This is a genomic window from Kocuria sp. SM24M-10 (assembly GCF_001027955.1).
GTDB lineage: Bacteria > Actinomycetota > Actinomycetes > Actinomycetales > Micrococcaceae > Kocuria > Kocuria oceani.
Window position 1 is genome coordinate 1 of the sequence record NZ_LDNX01000099.1, and the last position, 18,607, is coordinate 18,607.

General features: G+C 74.4%; 20 protein-coding genes, 3 tRNA genes and 1 pseudogene. 4 read left to right on the forward strand and 20 right to left on the reverse strand.

What is annotated here, in order from left to right; all coding sequences use genetic code 11:
- A partial coding sequence (locus ABL57_RS21285) for a molybdopterin dinucleotide binding domain-containing protein (protein WP_305728549.1) occupies window positions 1–415 on the forward strand: 415 nt, incomplete at its 5' end.
- On the opposite strand, the gene ABL57_RS11025 is transcribed toward ABL57_RS21285, so the two are convergent.
- The 14 genes from ABL57_RS11025 to ABL57_RS11090 form a co-directional block, all read right to left on the reverse strand.
- Window positions 372–896, reverse strand: coding sequence for an HPP family protein (locus tag ABL57_RS11025; RefSeq protein ID WP_047803528.1), 525 nt, complete (start codon window positions 894–896; stop codon window positions 372–374). The genes ABL57_RS21285 and ABL57_RS11025 overlap by 44 nt on opposite strands.
- 157 nt (window positions 897–1,053) lie before the next feature.
- Window positions 1,054–1,461: a four-helix bundle copper-binding protein gene (locus ABL57_RS11030; protein WP_047803529.1), complete on the reverse strand. Its 408-nt coding sequence runs from the start codon at window positions 1,459–1,461 to the stop codon at window positions 1,054–1,056.
- A 216-nt stretch (window positions 1,462–1,677) separates the two neighbouring features.
- The gene (locus ABL57_RS11035; RefSeq protein WP_047803530.1) at window positions 1,678–1,872 is read right to left on the reverse strand and encodes a DUF2795 domain-containing protein; all 195 of its coding nucleotides are present in this window, start codon (window positions 1,870–1,872) and stop codon (window positions 1,678–1,680) included.
- 133 nt (window positions 1,873–2,005) lie between these two features.
- Window positions 2,006–2,272: an SHOCT domain-containing protein gene (locus ABL57_RS11040; RefSeq protein WP_047803543.1), complete on the reverse strand. Its 267-nt coding sequence runs from the start codon at window positions 2,270–2,272 to the stop codon at window positions 2,006–2,008.
- A 122-nt stretch (window positions 2,273–2,394) separates the two neighbouring features.
- Window positions 2,395–3,096, reverse strand: coding sequence for a triacylglycerol lipase (locus tag ABL57_RS11045; RefSeq protein WP_047803544.1), 702 nt, complete (start codon window positions 3,094–3,096; stop codon window positions 2,395–2,397).
- Window positions 3,096–3,983 (reverse strand): alpha/beta fold hydrolase, encoded by an 888-nt coding sequence (locus tag ABL57_RS11050; protein ID WP_152683375.1) that lies wholly within the window; start codon window positions 3,981–3,983, stop codon window positions 3,096–3,098. The genes ABL57_RS11045 and ABL57_RS11050 overlap by 1 nt, the downstream gene beginning before the upstream one ends.
- Window positions 3,980–5,110, reverse strand: a complete 1,131-nt coding sequence (locus tag ABL57_RS11055) for a glutamate--cysteine ligase (protein ID WP_238986039.1) — start codon at window positions 5,108–5,110, stop codon at window positions 3,980–3,982. Before ABL57_RS11055 ends, ABL57_RS11050 begins: the two co-directional genes overlap by 4 nt.
- Window positions 5,111–5,393: 283 nt before the next feature.
- Complete coding sequence (locus ABL57_RS11060) at window positions 5,394–6,788, reverse strand: APC family permease (RefSeq protein WP_238986040.1); 1,395 nt, start codon at window positions 6,786–6,788, stop codon at window positions 5,394–5,396.
- Window positions 6,789–6,839: 51 nt separating this feature from the next.
- Window positions 6,840–8,333 (reverse strand): multicopper oxidase family protein, encoded by a 1,494-nt coding sequence (locus ABL57_RS11065; protein ID WP_047803532.1) that lies wholly within the window; start codon window positions 8,331–8,333, stop codon window positions 6,840–6,842.
- Window positions 8,330–8,602, reverse strand: a complete 273-nt coding sequence (locus tag ABL57_RS11070; RefSeq protein ID WP_047803533.1) for an SHOCT domain-containing protein — start codon at window positions 8,600–8,602, stop codon at window positions 8,330–8,332. The genes ABL57_RS11065 and ABL57_RS11070 overlap by 4 nt, the downstream gene beginning before the upstream one ends.
- A complete protein-coding gene (locus tag ABL57_RS11075) occupies window positions 8,599–9,282 on the reverse strand; it encodes a DUF305 domain-containing protein (protein ID WP_047803534.1) in 684 nt (227 codons plus the stop codon). Before ABL57_RS11075 ends, ABL57_RS11070 begins: the two co-directional genes overlap by 4 nt.
- A gap of 38 nt (window positions 9,283–9,320) precedes the next feature.
- Window positions 9,321–11,513, reverse strand: coding sequence for a heavy metal translocating P-type ATPase (locus ABL57_RS11080; protein WP_047803535.1), 2,193 nt, complete (start codon window positions 11,511–11,513; stop codon window positions 9,321–9,323).
- Window positions 11,510–12,775 (reverse strand): cell wall metabolism sensor histidine kinase WalK, encoded by a 1,266-nt coding sequence (locus tag ABL57_RS11085; RefSeq protein WP_082157396.1) that lies wholly within the window; start codon window positions 12,773–12,775, stop codon window positions 11,510–11,512. Before ABL57_RS11085 ends, ABL57_RS11080 begins: the two co-directional genes overlap by 4 nt.
- Window positions 12,772–13,494: a response regulator transcription factor gene (locus ABL57_RS11090; RefSeq protein ID WP_047803536.1), complete on the reverse strand. Its 723-nt coding sequence runs from the start codon at window positions 13,492–13,494 to the stop codon at window positions 12,772–12,774. Before ABL57_RS11090 ends, ABL57_RS11085 begins: the two co-directional genes overlap by 4 nt.
- A gap of 226 nt (window positions 13,495–13,720) precedes the next feature.
- Between ABL57_RS11090 and ABL57_RS11095 the strand changes: the two genes are divergently transcribed.
- The 3 genes from ABL57_RS11095 (at window position 13,721) to ABL57_RS11105 (ending at window position 16,101) form a co-directional block, all read left to right on the forward strand.
- Complete coding sequence (locus tag ABL57_RS11095) at window positions 13,721–14,113, forward strand: hypothetical protein (RefSeq protein ID WP_047803537.1); 393 nt, start codon at window positions 13,721–13,723, stop codon at window positions 14,111–14,113.
- A 137-nt stretch (window positions 14,114–14,250) separates the two neighbouring features.
- Complete coding sequence (locus tag ABL57_RS11100; RefSeq protein WP_047803538.1) at window positions 14,251–15,507, forward strand: heparan-alpha-glucosaminide N-acetyltransferase domain-containing protein; 1,257 nt, start codon at window positions 14,251–14,253, stop codon at window positions 15,505–15,507.
- A 162-nt stretch (window positions 15,508–15,669) separates the two neighbouring features.
- Complete coding sequence (locus ABL57_RS11105; protein WP_047803539.1) at window positions 15,670–16,101, forward strand: OsmC family peroxiredoxin; 432 nt, start codon at window positions 15,670–15,672, stop codon at window positions 16,099–16,101.
- A 206-nt stretch (window positions 16,102–16,307) separates the two neighbouring features.
- On the opposite strand, the gene ABL57_RS11110 is transcribed toward ABL57_RS11105, so the two are convergent.
- The 6 genes and pseudogenes from ABL57_RS11110 to ABL57_RS11135 all read right to left on the reverse strand — a co-directional run.
- Window positions 16,308–16,646 carry a hypothetical protein gene (locus ABL57_RS11110; protein ID WP_047803540.1) on the reverse strand — a complete coding sequence of 113 codons (339 nt, stop codon included), beginning with the start codon at window positions 16,644–16,646 and terminating at the stop codon, window positions 16,308–16,310.
- Between the two features lie 183 nt (window positions 16,647–16,829).
- Window positions 16,830–16,905: transfer RNA gene (locus ABL57_RS11115), tRNA-Glu, on the reverse strand.
- Window positions 16,906–17,067: 162 nt separating this feature from the next.
- A tRNA-Glu gene (locus ABL57_RS11120) sits at window positions 17,068–17,140 on the reverse strand.
- 21 nt (window positions 17,141–17,161) lie between these two features.
- Window positions 17,162–17,233, reverse strand: a tRNA-Gln gene (locus tag ABL57_RS11125).
- Between the two features lie 89 nt (window positions 17,234–17,322).
- Window positions 17,323–17,901: a cupin domain-containing protein gene (locus tag ABL57_RS11130; protein WP_160310794.1), complete on the reverse strand. Its 579-nt coding sequence runs from the start codon at window positions 17,899–17,901 to the stop codon at window positions 17,323–17,325.
- Window positions 17,902–18,025: 124 nt separating this feature from the next.
- Window positions 18,026–18,607, reverse strand: a pseudogene (locus ABL57_RS11135) (glutamate--tRNA ligase); the annotation flags it as partial.

Consider the following 18,607-nt stretch of genomic DNA (forward strand, 5'->3'; position numbering starts at 1 on the left):
CCCCCCCCGTGGCCACCTGACCGCCCCGGTGCGGGTCGGCGACGTGCGCACCGGAACGGTGTTCGCCCCCTTCCACTACGGGTCCTGGGACCAGGAGGACCCCACCGGCCGGGACCCGGGGCAGCGCCACCGCGCGGCCAACGAGCTGACCCTCACGGAGTGGGACCCCGTCTCGAAGCAGCCGGTGTTCAAGACCGCGGCCGTGCGCGTCACCAAGGTCGCCGACGCCACGGGACCGGCACCGGCTCCCACCACCACCGCCTCGCGCCCCGCCCGGGGCGGCCGCACGGATGAAGCAGGCGGCCCCGCAGGTCCTGCGGGTGGCGGACCGAGCGCCGGACCGGGCGGGGCCCGCCCCGGCCGTGCGGTGCCTACTCCTCCCCCTCGCCCGGGCGGGTGCCCAGCAGGATGTTGAGACCCCACCCCAGGGCGGTGATCAGCACGATCGCCGCGGCCATCGAGACCAGTTCCACGGGCTCGGAGAGGATGCCGAGGCTGACGATCAACGTGGTAGCCCCGGCCGGTGGGTGCGGGGTCCTGACCGCGGTGAGGACCAGCGTGGTCAGCGCGACCGACAGGGCCCCGGCCAGCAGGTAGGCCGGGGTGAGCCCGTCGGACGCGACGGGCGGGTCGTCCTGCAGACCGAGGCCGTAGAGGACGGCGGTCCCGGCGAGCAGGCCGGCCCCGTGCCCGACCAGGGCGTTGAGCGGCCGCGAGGCCCGTTGTCCGGGGGACTCGAAGAACAGCATGACCGTGGGCCCCAGGCTGGGGAACAGCCACGGCTGATGGAGCAGGAGGCCCACCCCGCCGGAGGCCGCCAGCACCACGAGGGAGAGCGCGGCGGCGTACAGGCCCGCGCCCACCGCGCCGGCCCTGGTCTTCAGTCCCTGCAGCATCCTGCGCTCCCTCCGTCCCCTGCGTGCCTCGGCCGCGCCCGACGCCGGCCGCCGGCCGACCGCCGCGCGATCGGCCGTCACAGGCCGCCGACCGCGGAGCGGAACAGCGAGCGAGGGGCCCGTCCGCCGGACGGGCCCCTCGCTCGCCGGTGCGGGATCAGCCCAGGGAGCTGATCAGGTCGGCGCAGGCCTGCTCGCAGCGGCGGCAGGCCTCCGCGCAGACCTTGCAGTGCTCGTGCATCTCCGCGTGCTGGGCGCACTCGTCCCCGCAGGCCTTGCAGGCCGCCTGGCAGGCCTGGAGCACCACCCGGGTCAGGTTGGCGTCGTAGCCGGTGTGCCGGGAGAGGACGTTGCCCGTGGTGGCGCAGACGTCGGCGCAGTCCAGGTTGGTGCGGATGCACTTGGTCAGCTCGGCGACCGAGTCCTCCGACAGGCACGCGTCGGCACAGGCGGTACAGGTCTGGGCGCACTCGAAGCACGCCGCGATGCACTCGGCCAGCTTCTGACGGTCCACCCCGCCGAGGTCCTTCGGGTAGGTCTCGAGCATCGATGTCACATGGGTCATGGTCTCGCTCCTTCGTCCGATCGGCGGCCGGGCCACGGCCACCTGTCCTGCGGTGCTGGATGGGGCCCGGCGCCGGCCGCACCCCACAGGATCGACAGTAGACTGTCCGTTCCGGCGGATGAAGCCCGGAACCCTGAAGATTCGATGAAGCCCTCCGGAGTCCGGCAGGCCCCGCGGCGCGCGCCGCGGGGCCTGCCGGACACGGGTCCGCGGGTCCTACTCGCCGAAGACGGCCTCGGTCACGTGCGTGGGCTTCTCGTACTGCTGCTCCGGAAGGTTGCGCAGCGCCTCGAGGATCGAGTCGTCCGCACCGGAGTCCTGCGCCTTCTGCACGACCTCGTCCTTGCTGACCGGGTAGTCCAGGCCGCTGAGGTGCTTCTGCAGCTCGATGGGGTTGGGCTTGTCGGACATGGGAATCTCCTTGTCGTCGCGAGGTCTCGTCCCGCCGGGTCGGCGGAACACGAACACCCCCAGTCTGTCAGCCTGCTTGCCATGCGTCAGCCCCGGCCCGCGGACCGCGCGTCGCCCCGGGGAGCCGACGCGGTCACGGACCGGACCGGCCCTCCTGCTCGAGGACGCGCAGCCGTTCCAGGTACTCCGCCTCGGTGATCTCCCCGCGGGCGTGGCGCTCCAGCAGGACGTCGCGGGCCCGGCGCAGCCCCAGCCGGGTGCGGGTCCGCCGGCCCCACCGGGTGTTGCTCCCGTAGCGCAGCACGAGCCCGCGCACCAGCCGGATCAGCCCCCACCCGGCCGTGAGGAGCAGCAGCACCCAGGACACGGCTTCCCAGCCCTGGAAGGGCGTCAGTCCCATCACGACCACGGTGCCACCGTCCCCTCCGACGTCGTCCCCGCGTCCCGGCGCCAACCGCCGGAGCACGGACGATGGGCGGAGAGTACCAGCCACCCCCGACGCCCCCGGGCCCGGGAGGCCGGTCAGCGGGTCAGCGTGCGGATCCCGTCGAGGATCGCCCGGTGCACCCGGGGATCGTTCAGGGGCAGGAAGTGCCCGCGGGTCCCGAGCTGGACGTTGTGGGCGCCCTCCAGGCGGCTGCCGCCGGGGATGTGCGGGTCGAAGCGGCCGTAGATCGAGACGATGTCCCGGTTCACCGCCTGCTGGGTGGTCAGCGCGGTGAGCTCCGGGGAGTGCGGCAGGAACACCCGGATGGTGGACAGCGGCAGCAGCCGGGCCAGCTCGGACCCGGAGAACGGGGTGTTGACCGTCACGAGCCCGTGGATCCCGGCGCCCCGGTTGTGGTGGGCCAGGAGGTGCTTGCCGATCAGCCCGCCCTTGCTGTGCGCCACGAGCACGCACCGCTCCACGCCGGCCGTGCGCAGGTGCGCGTCCACCAGCTCGGCCATCTCCTGGATGGTGCCGGTGTTGAACTTCAGGTCCTCGACCACGTGCACGTCGTGCCCGTGCTCCCGCAGCATCCCGGCCACGGGCAGCAGGAAGGTCCAGGACTCGTAGATCCCGGGGATCAGCACGACCGGCGTCCGCTCCGGATCGGCCGGTGCCCGGTAGTGCGCCGGGTCCCACCGGCCGAGGAATCCGGCCGCCTGCCAGCGCAGGGCGTAGGCGTAGTCCTGCGCCCAGGCCGCGAGGTTGGCCCCCGCCTCCGCCAGCCGGCGCGGCATCACGCCGAGCCGTCCGGACGGCGGGCGGGTCGGCAGGCGTCGAGAAAGGGGGCGCATGCTGCGGCGAGCTCCTTCGGGTCGGTGTGCTGGACGTTGTGCGGGGCACCGGGGATCTCCACCACCCGGGCGTCGGGTGCGGCCCGGGCCAGTCGCCGCACCCAGTCCCGCGGCGCGATCGGGTCCCGTCCTCCGCGCACCAGCAGGCCCGGAACCGTGCAGCCCCGGATGTCCTCCCCGATCCGGTCCCGGACCATGGACCGGGCGGTGCGCAGGTAGCGGAGCGGGCCCATCCGCAGGTAGTCGCGGAGGACGAGGGCATTGGTCGGCGGCGGCTCGCGCAGCGTGTCCCGCAGCAACCGCCACGCCTGGCCGGGCCGGCTGGGCGCGTCCGGGTCCACGGTCGGGCCGACCAGGACGTAGCCCGAGCACAGTCCGGGGTGGTCCCTGACGGCGTCCACGACGATCTGGCAGCCCATGGAGTGCCCGATGAGGACGGGCCCCGAGAGTCCCAGCGCCGCGACCGCCCCCGCGGCGGCCTCCCCCAGCTCGGCCACGGAGAGGGGCCGCCGCGGCTTCGGCGTCGTGCCGTAGCCCGGCAGGTCGAGGGCGTACACGTCCCGGGTCGCGGCCAGCTCGTCGGCCAGGCGCAGGAAGTACGCCCCCGACATCCCGACCCCGTGCACCAGGACCACCGGCGGCAGCGCGGGGGCGAAGGTCCCGCGCACGTCCACCGTGTGGGGCCCGACGACGAGGCGGCGCCGCCGGAGCAGCGGATGCCGGCGCACCCGGCCGTCGCCCGTGGCCGGGAGTGCGGCGTGCTCCCCCGCCCCGGCCCGGCCGGGGTCCGCGCGCACGGGGTCCTCCCCGCCCTTGCCGCCCCCGCTCACCGGTGGGTCGCCTCGAGGGCCGCGCGGACCACGTCGCGCGGGTCCTGCCGCGCGGCCCAGGCCTCGCGCTGACGCCGCGCCCCCGATCCTCCGCGCAGGAGGCCCGCCACGGTCCCGGCCACGGACTCCTGCTCGCCCTGTTCCTCGAGCGCGGGGCGCACGTGCGTCAGGAGCTCGGCCACGACCCCCGCCGCGGGCGCGGCCGCGCCGGAGACCGGGCTGACCAGCGCTCCGTCGACCCCGGAGGCGCTGGCCTGCCACGACCAGGCGCGCAGCTGCCGCACGCCGGTCGGCGGCGCCGGGTCGCCGGCCCGCCACTGCGCGGCAGCCGTCTCGACCAGGGCGCGGGTGAGGACTGCGAGCACCGCGGCGTGCTCGGCCTCGAGGCACACGTCGGCGACACGGATCTCCACGGTGGGGTATCGCGCGGAGAGCCTGGCGTCGAAGTACAGCATGCCGCGGTCGAGGGCCACCCCGGAGCGCAGCAGGGCCGCGCACCGGCGGTCGTACTCCTGGACCGTGCCCAGGAGCTCGTCGGGGCCGGCCGTTGGCCAGCGGCTCCACGTCTGGTACCGGTGGCTGCCGAAACCGGTGTCCCGGCCGTACCAGAAGGGCGAGTTGACGCTGAGCGCCAGGAGCACCGGGAGCCAGCCCCGGATCCGGTCCAGCACGGCGACGCCCTCGTCCGGATCGGAGATCCCCACGTGGACGTGCAGCCCGCAGGTCAGCTGCTCATCGACGACCAGGCCGTAGCGCTCGCGCAGCCACTCGTAGCGGGGCTGGGGCACGAGGTGGGGCCGGGCCGGGAACACGGGTGAGGCCAGGGCCACGGCCCTGGCTCCCGCGCGGCGCGCCGCGGCGTCCAACAGGGCCCGGCCCTGGCGGATCGCCGCGAGCTGCTCCGCGAGTCCCTGCACCGGGGGCCCGGCGACCTCGATCTGCTCCTGCTGCAGCTCGGTGGTGATCCGGTGTCCGGAGTCCGCCGGGTGCCGGTCGTGGTCGCGGACCACGTCGCGGCTCACCGCCGCGCACTCGAGGGTCTCGGCGTCCACGAGGAGCAGCTCCTCCTCGACGCCGAAGGTGCGGCCCCGGCCGTCGGTGCCGGACGTGTCGGGATACGGGGGCACGGTGTTCGCCTCCATCCGGGTCGGCAGGCCGAGGCCTGTCGCGGCGTGTCGTCGCGCTCATCGGAGCGTAGCACCCGGGTCCCGGCGAGCGCGGTGCCCGGACCCGTTCCGACGCGCGGGACGAGCCCCTCGGACGCGCCCGGCACGGCGTCGGTCCTGCCCGGCCCCCGTCGCGCGGGCGTGGTGCCGGGCAGCGGCCTCGGGCGGTGCGGCCCGGCGCGATCCGGGCCGCTCCGGGCCCCGGAGGACCGGTGGTTCCACGCTCGGCCGGAGCCTGCTCCGGCTACCGGCCCTCCGAGGCGCCGGACCGGCGGCGCACCGTGACCCACTGGGCGGCGACGATCACCGCGGCCACCACGGCGGTGACCACCAGGGTGAACGGGTCCGCCTGGGCCTTCAGCAGCACGAACGGCACGAGCACCGCGACGTCGAGGGCGATCGCGACCCAGGGGATCCAGGGCCTGGCCTGCACGTCGTCCTTGAGGTGGCGGAGGATGCCGAGGTGGATGGCGATGTCCATCGCCAGGTAGAGGATCGCCCCCAGCGCGGCGATCTGGGCCAGGTCGAAAAAGGCGGCCATGACGATGGCCAGTCCCGCCGTGATGGACAGCGACTGGTGGCCCTCCTTTCCCGGCAGCCCGGGGGCCTGGCCCATGTCCCGGAGCATGTCGTAGAGCTTCGAGACCGCGAACAGGCTCGCGACCAGGCCCGAGAGCGTGGCGACGACCGCGATGGCCACGGTCAGCCGCACGCCCCAGACGCCGAACATGGGCTCGGCCGCCTCGGCGAGCGCGTAGTCGCGAGCGGCCACGATCTCCGGCACGCTCAGGCTGCCGGTGACGGCCACCGTGATCAGCAGGTAGAGCACGGTGCACAGGGCGATGGAGATCATGATGGAGCGGCCGATGTTGCGCTCGGGACGGGCCAGGTCCGCACCCTGGTTGGTGATCGTGGTGAAGCCCTTGTAGGCGAGGATGCACAGGGTGACCCCTGCCAGGAAGCCCGGCCACCCCGCCTCCGGCGGGGTGCGGTCGGCGACGGTGACCAGCCGGCCCAGCGAGTCGACGCCGGCGGCGAGGATCCCGCCGACGGCCAGGATCCCGATGCCGGCGATCTTGAGCGCGGCCGTCACCGTGGCGGAGCGCTCCACCCAGCGGTTGCCCACGAGGTTCACCAGCGCCGCGGCAACGATCGCCACCACCGCCAGCACCGGCACCCACACGGCCGAGTCCTGCATTCCGAACGGGCGCAGCAGGTAGGTGCCGAAGGTGCGCCCGAGCAGGGACTGGGCGAGGATCATCGAGACGTACATGAACAGGGCGAAGGACCCGGCCACCACCCCGGGGCCGTAGGCGGCCTTGAGCAGCATGGCGATCCCGCCGGAGGACGGGTTGGCGGTCGAGTAACGGATGTAGGAGTAGGAGCTGAAAGCGACGACCACGGCCCCGGCGAGGAACGCCCACGGCACCCAGCCGCCGGCCAGCTCGGCCACCTGCCCCACCAGGGCGAAGATGCCCGCGCCGATCATCACCCCCGTCCCCAGGGCGACGGACCCGGTCAGGGACAGCTTCTGGTCCCGGTCCTGCTCCCGGTCCGTTCCGTGCGTCTGCTCCTGCTGCATCGTCCGGTGCTCGTGCGTGTCGTCGTGGGTGTCGTCGTGCGTGTCGTGGCGTTCCACGGTCCTCCTCCGGATCAGTAGGTGGGTGCGTCGGTGCGGTGGGCTGTGCGGTCAGCGGACCTCGACGGTGCCCATCATGCCGAGGTCCTCGTGGTCGAGGATGTGGCAGTGGTAGACGGTGCGGCCGGAGAAGTCGTCGAAGGCCACCCGAACCACCACCTCTCCGAAGGCCGGGATGTTGACCACGTCCAGCCAGAGAGGGGTGTCGACGTCCCCGTCCCCGTCCGCCACGACCTGCATCGGCCAGACATGCAGGTGCATCGGGTGGTCCATGGGACTGGAGTTGGTCAGCGTCCACTCCTCCACGGTCCCCGGGGCGACGCGCTGGTCGGTGCGGTCCTCGTCGAACGGCTCCCCGTTGATCGTGAAGGTCATCATCGAGCCGGGACCGCGCGTGCTGCCCATCATCCCGCCGCCCATCATGCCGCCGTCCATGCCCATGGCGAAGTCCAGGGTCCGCCGGGCGGCCACGGGCTCCCCGCGCAGGTCCCGCGGCGCGGGCCCGGCCGGCACCGGACCCACGGCCCCAGCCGGGGCCCCGGTGACCTCCAGGGTGAGCAGCTCGATCGGCTCGTCGTTGCCCGGGCCGTCCCCGGGCGTCCGCCCGCCCATCATGCCGTCCATGCTCCCGCGGTCCACCGGGGCGGCGGTCAACGTGGAAGTGCCCCCGCGGGTGTCCACCAGCAGCTCCACCCGATTGCCGGGGGCCAGGGTCACCTCGGTGATCTCGCGCGGTGCGGGCAGGCGGCCGACGTCGCGTCCGGACAGCCGCAGGGTCTGGCCGTCGAGGGTCAGCCGCAGGAACCGGGCCGGGCAGGCGTTGACGACCCGCCACAGCTCCCGCTCCCCGGGGGCGGCGGTGGCCGCGGGACGGACCTGGCCGTTGACCAGCACGGTCTCGCCCTCCCGGCCCATCATCTGCTCCGGCGGGGAGACCGCGGCGAGCTCGCCGGAGGCGTCCAGGGTGATGTCCGAGACGACCAGGACGCGCTCGCGCGTCACCGGGACGGGGTCGGGGCCCTCGACGACGATCGCACCGTAGAGGCCGGCCGCCAGCTGGTCGGCCACGTGGCCGTGCCGGTGCGGGTGGTACCAGTAGGTGCCCGGCGGGTGGTCCTCCGGCAGGGCGAAGTCGTAGTCGAAGGACTCCCCCGGTGCGATGCTCACGAACGGGTTGTCCCCGTGGCCCTCCGGGGAGATGTGCAGGCCGTGCACGTGCAGGTTGGTCGGGGCCTCCAGCCGGTTGGTCATCGCCACCCGCAGCGTGTCCCCGGGCCGCAGCCGCAGGGTGGGGCCGGGCAGGGAGCCGTTGAAGGCCCGGACGTGCGCCGTGCGCGCCCCGACGCGGACCGTGGCGGGGGCGGCGGCCAGGTCCAGCTCGAGCAGTCCGTCGGCGGCGCTCAGCACCTCGGGCTGGACCAGTCCGCGGCCGCCGCCGAGGGCCTCGCCGCCGCCGGTCCACCACAGCCCCGCCCCGCCCACGGCCGCGGCGCCCGCCCCGGCGGCTCCCAGGGCCAGCAGCTGCCGGCGCGTCAGCGGGCTCACCGGTCGCCCTCCTCCAGGGTGCGCAGCCGTTCGCGGTACTCCTCGGTGCTGATCTCCCCGCGCGCGTAGCGCTCCTCCAGGATCTCGAGGGACCGGCGGGGTCGCGGACCGGACGGCGAGGCGCGACCGTTGCGGCGGCTCCGGCCGCTCTCGCCGCCGGTCAGCAGCTTCACGAGCACGACCACCAGGAGCACCGTGCCCACGATCAGCAGGAGCCAGAAGATCCACATCCAGCCCATGCCCCAGCCCATGCCGTCGCCCCACATCATGGCCGATCCAGCTCCTCCAGCATCGTCCTCATCTCCTCGATCTCCGACTCCTGGGCCTCGACGATCTCTCCGGCGAGCTCGACGGCCTCCGGGTTGGATCCCTCCTCCACCTGGTCGCGGGCCATCTCGGTGGCGCCCTCGTGGTGGCGGATCATCTGCTCCAGGTACAGTCCGGCGGCCTCGGGCCCCTCCTCGGCCTCGCGCAGCCAGTTCATGCCCTGCTCGTCGACCATGCCGGAGCCGTGGCCGCCGTGGGCCGTGGCCGACTCGTCCGGGGTCGCGGGAGCGTCCCAGGCCGTCAGCATCGCCTGCATCTGCTCGATCTCGGGCTCCTGCGTCTGCGCCACCCGCTCGGCGAGGTCCCGGACGTCCTGGGGGACACCGTCCTTGCCCAGGAGGATCTCGCTCATCTGCACCGCCTGCTCGTGGTGGGGGATCATCATCTGCGCGAACATGACGTCGGCGTCGTTGTGCTCGCCGGAGATCTCCGCGGCGGCTTCGGAGGCCGGCGCGGACCCGGTCGACGTGTTCGCGGTCGGGGTGCTCCCGGTCGGTGTGGCGTCCGCGGCGGGGCTCGCGCCGCCGGTGGCCGGCGTCTCCGCCTCCTGGCCGTTCCCGCAGCCGGCGAGTGCGAGCACGGCGGCGAGCGCGAGGGCGGGGAGCGTGGTGGTGCGGGTCATGGTGTCAGTCCTTCGTTCGGTGTCTGCGGGGTGGTCGGTCAGCGGGCCGGGACGGAGGGGGGCCGCGCCTCCGCGCGGCCGGACTCGGCGCCGGTGGCGGCCAGGTGGGCCGGGGACAGGTCGAGCCGGCGCAGCAGCTGGGCGTTGAGGGCGACGACGATGGTGGAGACCGACATCAGGACCGCGCCGACGGCCGGGGACAGCACGATCCCGGCGGACGCGAGGACACCGGCGGCCAGGGGAACGGCGACGACGTTGTAGCCGGCCGCCCACACCAGGTTCTGGATCATCTTGGTGTAGCTGGCCCGGGAGAGGTCGATCATCGACAGCACCGAGCGGGGGTCGTTGCCCGCCAGGACCACCCCGGCGGACTCCATGGCCACGTCGGTGCCGGCCCCGATCGCGATGCCCACCTCGGCGCGGGCCAGGGCCGGGGCGTCGTTGACGCCGTCGCCGACCATCGCCACGGTCATGCCGCGGTCCTGCAGCTCGACGACCTTGCTGTCCTTGTCCTGCGGGAGGACCTCGGCGAAGACCTCGTCGATGCCCAGCTCGGCGCCCACGGCGTCGGCGACCTGGCGGGCGTCGCCGGTGATCATGGCGACCTTCACCCCGCGGTCCTGCAGGGCGGCCACCGCGGCGCGGGACTCCGCGCGGACCGTGTCCTCCAGGGCCAGGGCGCCGAGGACCTGCCCGTCGCGCAGCACGTGGAGCACGCCGGCGCCGCGGGCGGTCCACTCGCGGACCGTCGGCCCCAGGGCGGCGGGGGTCTCGAGGCGGAGCTCGCGCAGCAGGTTGGGCCCGCCGACCGTGATCCGGGCGCCCTCGACGGTGGCGCTCACGCCCCGGCCGGTGGCCGCTCGGAAGTCGGTGCCGCGCAGGTCGAGCCGCCGCGCGGCGGCGTCGTGCGCGGCGGCGGTGACGATGGCCCGGCCCACCGGGTGCTCGCTGTCGGCCTCGGCCGCGGCGGCCAGGGCGAGGAGCTCGCCCTCGGAGGTGCCGGGCACGGGGGCGGCGCCGGTGACGGCGTGGGCGCCCTCGGTGAGGGTGCCGGTCTTGTCGAACAGGACCACGTCGATGGTGCGCATCCGCTCCAGTGCCAGACGATCCTTGATCAGCACCCCGGCGCGGGCGGCGCGCTCGGTGGAGATGGCGATGACCAGGGGGATGGCCAGCCCCAGGGCGTGGGGGCAGGCGATGACCAGCACGGTGACCGTCCGGACCACCGCGTCGTCGGGGCTGCCCAGGAGCGTCCAGGCGACGGCGGTGAGGATGCCGGCCGCCAGGGCGAACCAGAACAGCAGCGCGGCGGCGCGGTCGGCCAGGGCCTGGGCGCGGGACGAGGACTCCTGGGCGTCGGCGACCATCCGCTGGATGCCGGCCAGGGCGGTGTCGGCCCCCACGGCCTCGACCCGCACCCGCACGGTGCTGTCGGTGGCGACCGTCCCCGCCACGACCGTGTCGCCGGGCGACCGGGAGACGGTCCGGGACTCGCCCGTGATCATGGACTCGTCGAACTCCGCCGTCCCGTCGAGGACCACCCCGTCGGCCGGCACGCGGGCCCCGGAGCGGACCAGCACCACGTCGCCCGCGGAGAGCTCGCCGATCCGCACGGTCACGACCCCGTCCGCCACGACCTTCTCCGCCTCGTCGGGCAGCAGGGCCGCCAGGGCGTCCAGGGCGCTCGAGGCCGCACCCAGGGCGCGCATCTCCATCCAGTGGCCCAGCAGCATGATCACCACGAGCAGGGCCAGCTCCCACCAGAAGTCCAGCTCGAAGCCGCCGATGCCGAGCGTGGTGACCCACGAGGCGACGAACGCGACCGAGATCGCCATGGCGATCAGCAGCATCATCCCGGGCTGCCGGGACCTCAGCTCGGTGAGCCCTCCCCGTAGGAAGGGCAGTCCGCCGTAGCCGAAGATCACCGTTCCCAGCACCGGCGGCAGCCAGGCCGAGCCCGGGAACCCGGGAACGTGGTAGCCCAGCAGGTGGCCGACCATCGGGCTGAGGACCACCACCGGGACCGCCAGCGCGAGGCAGAGCCAGAACCGGTTCTTGAACATCGCCGTGGAGTGGCCGGCGTGCTCGCCGTGGGTGTGGACCGTGTGCTCCTCGTCCACGGCCGAGTGGGCGGGACCGTGCGGCATGGCCTGCCCGTGTGTCTCGGCGTCGCCGGGGTGGCGTCCGAGGCCGTCCCCGTGCTGGTCCGGGTGGGTGTCCGGGGCGTTCATGACGAGCTCCTTCCGCGGCTGCGCGACATGGGCGGCGGCTCCGGTGCGACCGCGCCGCGTGCCGGCCGGGGCCCGTCCGTGCCCCCGATAGTATACCCCCCTGGGGTATAACTCAAGGGGTCGGCCGCCGGCACCGCGTGGTCGGAGGGCACCGCGCACCGGACGGGCAGCACCACCCGGAACTCGGCGCCCCGCCCGGGGCCGGCCGAGCTCGCCTCGAGCGCACCGCCGTGGGCCTCCACGAGGGCCCTGGAGATGGTGAGCCCGATGCCGGAGCCGCCGTGCTCCCGGTCCCGGGCGGTGTCCCCGCGGTAGAAGCGCTCGAAGACGTGCGGCAGGTGCTCCGCCGCGATGCCCTCCCCCGTGTCGTCGACCCGCAGCACCACCGCCGTGGTGCCGGCCCGGGCGGCGCCGAGGACCACCTCCCCGCCGGACGGGGTGTGGCGCAGGGCGTTGGAGAGCAGGTTGCCCAGCACCTGCCCCATCCGCTGCGGGTCGACGGGCAGGACCGCACCGGGTGCGTCGTCCTCGACCCGCAGCGCCACCCCCTTGGCGGCACCGGCCTCCCGGGCCGCATCCGCGGCGGCGCCCAGCAGCTGCGTCACGGCCACGGGTGAGCGCTCCAGGACCATGCGCCCCTCCTCGGCGCGGGAGACGTCGTCGATGTCCTCCACCAGCCGTGTGAGCCGGGAGAGCTGTTCGGCCAGGACGGCGCCGGTGCTCGCGTCGAACTCGGTGACGCCGTCCTCGAGCCCCTCGAGGTAGACGCCGAGCACGGACAGGGGGGTGCGCATCTCGTGCGCGAGGTCGGAGAGCATCCGGCGCCGGACGCCCTCGGTGGCCTCGAGCTCGGCGGCCATCACGTTGAAGGCGGCCGCCAGGGCGTCGACCTCGCTGCCGGCACCCATCGCCGGGACCCGGGCGCCCCAGCGGCCCCGGGCCAGGTCCTGCGCGGCCCGGGTGAGGGCGGCGAGCGGACCGCGCAGCCGGCGGGCCAGGGAGGCACTGACGGCCAGGGCGCAGGCCAGCGCCGTGACCAGGGCCACGCCGAGCGTCCACAGGCCGGCGTCCCGATAGGCCCGCTCGACGTGCATCAGCTGGGCCGGGTCCGGCCCGGCGCCGGCGCGCACCAGGTGCTCGTGGAACAGCGGCGGACCGGCGAGGGAGGCCACGACCGCCGCGGCGAGCACGCTCGCCGCCACCACCAGCAGCTGGGCGAGCAGGAAGCGCGCCGCCAGGCCGCGCTCGCGCCGCGCCGTCACGGTGCCACCATCCGGTAGCCGATCCCGCGGACGGTCTCCACGTAGCGCGGCGCGGCCGGGTCGTCCCCGATCTTGCGCCGCAGGTGGCCGATGTGGACGTCCACGAGGTGCTCGTCCCCCACCCAGGCCGGGTCCCACACCACGTCGATGAGCCGGCGGCGGGACATCGCCTCCCGGGGCCGCTGGGCGAGGGCCGCCAGCAGGTCGAACTCGGTGCGGGTCAGGGTCACCCGCTCCCCCGCCACCCGCACCTGCCGGCCCGGGACGTCGACCTCCAGGTCCCCCACCACGTGCGGCGCGACGGCGCCGTCCGGCCGGGCGACGGTGCGCGGGCGCCGCATGACCGCCTGCACGCGGGCGACGAGCTCGCGGACGCTGAACGGCTTGGTGATGTAGTCGTCGGCACCCGTGGCCAGCCCGGCGAGCCGGTCCTCCTCGTCCCCGCGGGCGGTCAGCATCAGGACGTAGCACTCCGAGGAGGCACGGATCCTCCGGCACACCTCGACCCCGTCCAGCCCGGGCAGGCCGAGGTCCAGGATCACGACGTCGGGCGCGCCGACGCCCGCCGCCTCCAGGGCGGCCGGACCGGTGTGCGCCTGGGCGACGTCGTACCCGGCCCGCACCAGGTAGGACGCGACCATCCCCGCGAGCGCCTTCTCGTCGTCCACCACCAGCACCCGTCCGGCCGGGCGGGCGGCGTTCTCGACAGCAGTTCCCATGCGTCCAGTGTCCTCCCGGGCGGGTCGCCGGTCCCGCCGGAGCGGGCCCTGCGCGCGGATCTTCGTCATTTCTTCAGCATTGCCCCGGGACCGCACCCGCTCCCGGAGGAGCCCGGGCTTGCACCACGACCGACAGTCGGCTTAGCATTCCAGGGCACCCTGACGGACAGCAGGCTGACCAGTTGCCGGGGGTGCACGACCGGTCGTCCCGTGAAGGAGTGCACCTGTGCAGCGCAAGATCTCCGTCCTCGTCGAGGTGGACCTCGACGGCCGGTACGTCCGCGTCGACGTGACCGGTGCCGTGACCCCGGTCAACCAGCAGGGGCTGCACCCCGTGCTGCGGCGGGCCCGCACGATGCTCCCCGCGGCCACCGTGCGCCTGGACCTCAGCTGCGTGCGCGAGCTGGACCCGCACGCCCTCGACCTGCTCCGCGAGGCGGTGGCGCAGGATCCTGGCCTCGGCGACGCCGTGGAGATCGTCACCCCGGAGCAGCCCCCGTCCGGCGACGCGGCCACCGCCCTGGACGCCCGGCGCCGGCTGCGGCACGGGATCCTGCAGCGCCGTGCCGGTGAGCTTCCCGTCCCCCTGCCCGAGCCCGCGCTGAGCGCGGCCTCCTGACGGACCCGGCCGCCGCGGCCGGGTCGCCGAGCGCAACGTTGCCGCGCCCACGACCGGGGGTGCAAAGATTGGCGGCAGCGCACGCACGATCCTGAGCGCCGCCGCACCGGGGGACGAGAGACAGAACGGCGGGACGCATGAACGACCACTCCACGCGGGACCGGGCCACGGAGGCCGCCGGCGGGCTAGATCCCCGCCGGTCGGCCGGACGGGTGGTCGCCGTCGACGCAGCCCGCGGCCTGGCGCTCGTGGGCATGACCGCCGTCCACTTCCTGCCGGACGCCTACCCGGACAACGACAGGCCGACGCTGTCGTGGCTGCTCTTCGCCGGGGACTCCGCGGCGCTCTTCGCCCTGCTCGCCGGCGTGGCGCTCGCCCTCGCCTCCGGAGGACGCCGGCCGCGCCGGGGCAGGGATCTCGCGGCGGTGCGGGCCGGGACGGCCGTGCGGGCCCTGCTCATCATGCTGGTCGGCCTGACGATCGGGTACCTGATGCCCCCGGAGCCTCCGGCCGTCGGCATCCTCGTCTACTACGGCGCCTTCTTCCTGCTCGCCCTGCCGTTCCTGGGCCTGCGGGCACGGACCCTGCTGGCGTGCTCCGGCGCCCTCCTGGTGCTGGGGCCGCTGCTCATCCACTGGCTCGTCGACCGGGTGCCGGAGCACACGGACGCGAACCCGACGTTCGCGAGCCTGTTCACGGAGCCCGTGGCGGTCTTCTGGCAGCTGCTCGTCACGGGCGCGTACCCGGCGGTGACCTACCTGGCCTATCTGCTGGCGGGTCTGGCCGTGGGCCGACTCAACCTCAAGAACCTGCACGTCCAGCTCCGGCTCCTGGCGGCCGGGCTCGGTCTCGCGGCCTTCTCGAAGCTCCTCTCCTGGCTGCTCCTCTACGCCGCGGACGGCTCCAACGTGCTCCTGTACAGCATCGAGTCCCTGACCCGGGCGGACCTCGAGCACATCCTCGTCTTCGGGGCCGAGGGCGAGCTGCCCACGAACACCCTGTGGTGGCAGGTGATCGCCGCCCCGCACGTCAACACGCCGCTGTCCGTCGCGTGGAGCCTGGGGGTGAGCCTGGCGGCGCTCGCCGCCCTCCTGCTCCTGGAGCGGCAGTTCGCCACGTGGCTGCTGCCGCTGACCGCCATGGGCGCCATGGCCCTCACCCTGTACGCCGCCCAGCTGGTCCTGCTCTCCACCGAGGTGCACTACAGCAGCCCCCTGCTGTGGTTCCTCGCCTGCCTGGTGGTCTCCGCCCTCGTGGCCCTGGCCTGGCGGCACGCCTTCGGCCGAGGCCCGCTGGAGCGGGTCGTATCCGGTGCCGCGCACGCCACCGCCCGCGCCGTCGCGGACCGGGCCAAGCCTCGCGATCCCGGGCCGCCGCGCACGCCCCTCGGCTAGCGGCCGACGCGCCCGCCGGCCCCTGCGCTGCCGGGCGTCACGCCGGGCGCGGAACCGGTGGCACCGGGCTCTCACCCGCCGGCCCGATCCGTTACCGTGACAGCAGCGCCGCCCGGCGCCGGCAGGCGGATCGCCCGCGTGCCATGGACCTCAGGAGGAACCATGCCGAAACCCGTCGTCAGCAAGGCCAGCACTGTCTGGAACGGCGATCTCTTCAGCGGCTCGGGGAGCACCCGCATGTCCGGATCGGGTCTGGGCCCGTTCGACGTGGACTGGAAGGCCCGCGCGGAGGAGGGTGCGGGGTCGCGGACGAGCCCCGAGGAGCTCATCGCCTCCGCCCACGCCACCTGCTTCGCCATGGCCCTGTCCAACGGGCTGGCGCAGAACGACACCCCGCCCACCCGCCTGGACACCAGCGCGGAGGTGACGTTCGTCGCCGGTGAGGGCATCACGGGCATCGTGCTCACCGTGCAGGCGCAGGTCGAGGACCTCTCGGCCGAGGACTTCGCGCGCCTGGCCGACGAGGCCAAGGCGAACTGCCCCGTCTCCCAGGCCCTGTCCGTGGACATCACCCTGGACGCCTCCCTGGCCTGAGCGCAGGACCCGCCGGGCCGCGATCGGCCCGGCGGGTCCTCACCCCCGGCGCCGCACGAGAGCAGCACCGGGGTGCTCGCTCCGGGCATCCGTGCGGACGGCGGCGGGCGGACGGAACCGGGCATGCGGATTCCCGGCGTCACGGCGCACGTGCGTGCCCGCAGCGGGCGTACCGCCGGGCCGCGAGCCGTGCGGCGGTGGAGCCGTCAGCGCGGCTGGGCGGGATTGAACGGCGTGCCCTGGGACGGCGGATTGATCGGCGGGCCGGAGGTCTCCGGAGAGACCGGGGACCCCTGGCTGGACGAGGAGACCTCGGGGGCCTCGGTGGGGACCGGCCCACTGGGTTCGGCGCCCTGGCGCAGCGCCTCGAGCCGGCGTTCGAGGACCTGGACGACCGGCAGCCGGTCCCCGTGCGCGCGCTCGTAGGCGAGCAGCTGCTGCAGGCCCGACTCGTCGAGACCGGCGATCTTCGAGCCGAGCACCCCGACAGGCAGGTGGTCGTAGTCGGGCAGCGGGAGGTCGTCGTGCTGAGGGATGTCGTTCACGTCTGCTCCTTCGGCGGTGGGCGCCGGAGACCCGGCGCCGGGTCCTGCGATGTCCTGCCACGGTAGCAGTCGGAGCCCGGACTGTCAGCGTGCTTAGTGGTCCAGGTGCCGGATGGTCGGCGGAGCGCGTCTCCCCCGGACACGGAGAAGCCCCCCGGACCGTCCGGTCCGGGGGGCTTCTGCTGGTGACCCCAGCGGGATTCGAACCCGCGTTACCGCCGTGAGAGGGCGGCGTACTAGGCCGCTATACGATGGGGCCGCGGCTGTCCGGTCGGCGGCCTCCCGCCACCGGACTCGTACACTGTACCAGGTTCCGGGAGGGGCGCCGAACCGCCCGGTGCGGGACCGCGCGGCGCCGGCTCCACCGAACCCGGACGCGGAAGAACCCCCGGACCGTCCAGTCCGGGGGTTCTTCTCGAGGTGACCCCAGCGGGATTCGAACCCGCGTTACCGCCGTGAGAGGGCGGCGTACTAGGCCGCTATACGATGGGGCCCTACTGATCGAGCGATCAGCGCTGGGATACCAGGACTCGAACCTAGAATGACGGTACCAGAAACCGTAGTGTTGCCAATTACACCATATCCCACTGTCGTCCCCGGCCCCTGCGGTTTCCCGCACCGACCGGCGCAACGCAAGAAAACTATACCGGCCTTCGGCCGGGGCGGCAAATCGGGGTCACGGGCAGTAGCGCTCCTCCAGCTCCCGGTCGATCCCCCGCCGGCAGGCCGCTGCGGCGAGCCCCCGCAGCACGGGCCCCAGCCACCGGTAGATCCCCGGCAGGCCGATGTCGGTCCACTGCATCAGCAGCGCCGTGCGGAGCAGGCTCCTCGGCCTGCCGTCGCGGCGGGTGCGCCCGTCACGGGCGAGGCCGTACAGGGCGGCCAGGCCCTTCTCGAGGCAGGCCGGGGCCGGACGCAGCTCGACGACGAACCGGGCCGACGCGGCGCTCGGGTTCTTCCACCGGAACAGGTGCTCCTCCGGGATCTCCACCTCGCGGCCGGGACCGAGGTCCCGCACCACGTGCCCCACCTGGACGCGCAGGGTCCCCTCCAGGACCCGCAGGTGCATCCCGATCCGGCGGTGGTAGTGGGCGAGCACCTCCCCTCCGGGCTCCACCTCGACGTGGAGCAGGGCGTGCTCGCAGCCTGTCTCGGCACCGGTGCGCAGCCAGGTGATGGTGTCCCGCTGCACCGGGTTGCGGTGCTGCGGGCGGCCGGTGCGCATCCGGGTGATCTCGTCGTCGGTCCGGTCCATGGCCATCGCCCCCTGGGTCCAGGCTACGCCGCCGCGCGCTCCCGCGCGCGCCGGGGCCGCACGACGACGCCGGCCCCGCCCACCGTGTGCGGTGGCCGGGGCCGGCGTCGTCGTGGTGCGGGGCTCAGCCGAGCTGTCCGGCGAGCGCGCGGATCCGGGCGAGGGAGGACTCCTTGCCGAGGATCTCCAGGGACTCGAACAGCGGCGGCGAGATCCGCCGCCCGGACACGGCGGTGCGGACGGGACCGAACGCGAGGCGGGGCTTGATGCCCAGCCCGTCGACGATCGCCTCGCGCAGGGCGGTCTCCAGCGCCGGGGCGCGCCAGTCCTCGAGGGGCTCCAGGGCCTCGAGGGCGGCCCGGAGGACGTCGCCGGCGGAGTCCTTGAGCTGCTTGCGGGCGTCGTCGGCGAGCTCGATCTCGTCGTCGGCGGCGAACAGGAACGACAGCAGCTCGGGGGCCTCCCCCAGCAGGTTCATCCGCTCCTGCACCAGCGGGGCGGCCTGGTCGAGGACCGCGGCCTCTCGTTCGGTCAGGGTCTCCCCCAGCACCCCCGCCGCCTGCAGGTAGGGGACGAGGCGGTCGCGGAAGTCGGCGGGCTCGAGCAGGCGCACGTGCGTGCCGTTGATGGCCGTGGCCTTCTTGAGGTCGAAGCGGGCCGGGTTGGCCAGGACGTCGTGGACGTCGAAGTGGGCCACCAGCTGCTC